We start from the raw sequence: 2,304 nt of genomic DNA, 5'->3' as shown, positions 1-2,304 counted from the left end.
CACCTCAACACCACCCAACAACAACGCATCACCCGCACCGGCATCCAACCCCTCACCACCACCGAAGCACTCCACCTCTTCGACACCGCACTGGCGTCGGACGTACCTCTGGTCGTTCCGGCCCGGGTGGATGCGGCGGCGGTGCGCAGGCTCGATCGCGAACGCGTTCCCGCGGTGCTGTGGGGCCTGCTCCCGACGGGAGCCGTGACGCAGGCCCGGACGGTGGGGACACCGACTCCGGATGCGGCGGGCTCCGGTGCCCCGTGGGTCCGCAAGCTGGGCGAATCCGCTGCCCCGGATCGGCTCCGGCTCGCGCTCGATCTCGTCCGGGCGACGGTCGCCGAGGTGCTGGGCCACCCTCCGCACCACCCCGTTCCCGTCGATCGCGGTCTGCTGGACTTGGGCTTCGACTCGCTCACCGCGGTGGAGTTGCGTAACCGCCTGGCGTCGGAGACAGGTCTACGGCTCCCCACGACCCTGCTGTTCGATCAGCCCACCGTCAGCGCCCTGGCCGCGCACCTGGTGGACGAACTCGCCGATCACCTACCGGGAGGCGCCGCCTCCGCCCTGGCCCGGATCGACGAGTTGGCCTCGGCGTTCGACGACTTCGGACTGGACACCGGGGCGCGGCTGCGCATCGCCGACCGTTTGACCGCGGTCCTGGCCCGATTGCGTCCCGAGCGCACGGATCACCCGGGAGGGATCGCACCGGCCGCACTGCTCGACGAGGCATCCGATGACGAGCTGTTCCAGCTCATCGACGGCAGCGCCACCGACTCCGAATGACCGGCTCGAAGAGGAGAGTTGACGTCGTATGACGAACGAGGACAAGCTCCGCGACTATCTCAGGCGCGTGACCGCCGATCTGCTCCAGACCCGTGAGCAGCTCAGCCGGGTCGAGGCCGAGCGGCACGAACCCATCGCCATCGTGTCGATGGCCTGCCGCTTCCCGGGCGGGGTGCGTTCCCCCGAGGATCTGTGGAACGTCGTGGCGTCGGGTACGGACGCGATCTCACCCTTTCCCGAGAATCGAGGTTGGGACACCGCCGCCCTGTTCGACCCCGACCCCGATCGGGTGGGCAAGACCTATGCGAGGACGGGCGGCTTCCTTCACGACGCGGACCAGTTCGACCCGGACCTCTTCGGGATCAGCCCGCGCGAGGCACTGGCCATCGACCCACAACAGCGACTGCTGTTGGAGACGGCCTGGGAGACGTTCGAGCGCGCCGGAATCGACGCCCGTACGTTGCGGGGGTCGCGGACGGGTGTGTTCGCCGGGGTGATGTACGGGGACTACGGCAGCCGCATCCGCAAGGCACCGGAGGGATTGGAGGGGTATATCGGCACGGGCAGTGCGGGGTCGATCGCGTCGGGACGGGTGTCGTACACCTTCGGTCTGGAGGGGCCGGCCGTCACGGTGGACACGGCGTGCTCATCGTCGTTGGTCTCGCTTCACCTCGCCGTCCAGGCACTGCGCAAGGGCGAATGCGATCTGGCCCTGGCCGGCGGGGCGACCGTGATCGCAACGCCGGGGCTGTTCGTGGAGTTCAGTCGTCAGCGCGGTCTGTCGGCGGACGGTCGGTGCAAGGCGTTCGCCGCCGGGGCCGACGGGACCGGCTGGGGCGAGGGGGTCGGGCTGCTGTTGGTGGAGCGGCTGTCGGACGCTCGCCGCCACGGTCATCCGGTGTTGGCGCTGGTCCGCGGCACGGCCGTCAACCAGGACGGTACGAGCGGCCAGCTCTCGGCCCCCAACGGGCCTTCGCAGCAGCGGGTGATCCGGCAGGCGCTGGCCGATGCCGAACTGACGACCGCCGATGTGGACGCCGTGGAAGCCCATGGCACCGGTACCCGCCTCGGCGACCCGATCGAAGCGCAGGCGCTCCTGGCCACCTATGGACAGGACCGGCCGGTGGACCGGCCGCTGTACCTCGGTTCGTTGAAGTCGAACATCGGCCACACACAGGCCGCGGCCGGTGTGGGCGGGATCATCAAGATGGTGGAGGCCATGCGCCACGGAGTGCTTCCCCGCACCCTCCACATCGACGAGCCCTCACCACACGTCGACTGGTCGGCAGGCGCGGTGGAGCTCTTGACCGAGCCGCGTGAGTGGAAGGAACGCGAGGGGACCCGGCGCGCCGCGGTGTCCTCGTTCGGGATCAGCGGCACCAACGCCCATGTGATTCTCGAACACACCCCCTCATCGGAATCTGTGGGGGTGGTGGGGGGTGAGTCGTTGGACCCCTGGCTCCTCTCAGCCCACTCCGACACCGCACTCAAGGACCAAGCCACACAACTCGCCACCTA

2 protein-coding genes are annotated in these 2,304 nt (G+C 69.3%); both read left to right on the top strand.

Going from position 1 to position 2,304, the window contains the following annotated elements; genetic code table 11:
- The coding region (locus ABZ348_RS34625) for a phosphopantetheine-binding protein (RefSeq protein ID WP_358939982.1) at window positions 1–786 on the top strand (786 nt) is incomplete at its 5' end.
- 28 nt (window positions 787–814) lie between these two features.
- On the top strand, window positions 815–2,304 hold a 1,490-nt coding region (locus ABZ348_RS34620; RefSeq protein ID WP_358939980.1), incomplete at its 3' end, for a beta-ketoacyl synthase N-terminal-like domain-containing protein.

Origin of the sequence: Streptomyces sp. NPDC005963, from assembly GCF_040638655.1 — a bacterium.
In the GTDB taxonomy this organism is placed as follows: domain Bacteria; phylum Actinomycetota; class Actinomycetes; order Streptomycetales; family Streptomycetaceae; genus Streptomyces.
Note: the sequence above shows the minus strand (reverse complement) of the source record. Positions and strands in the feature narration are given on the sequence as shown.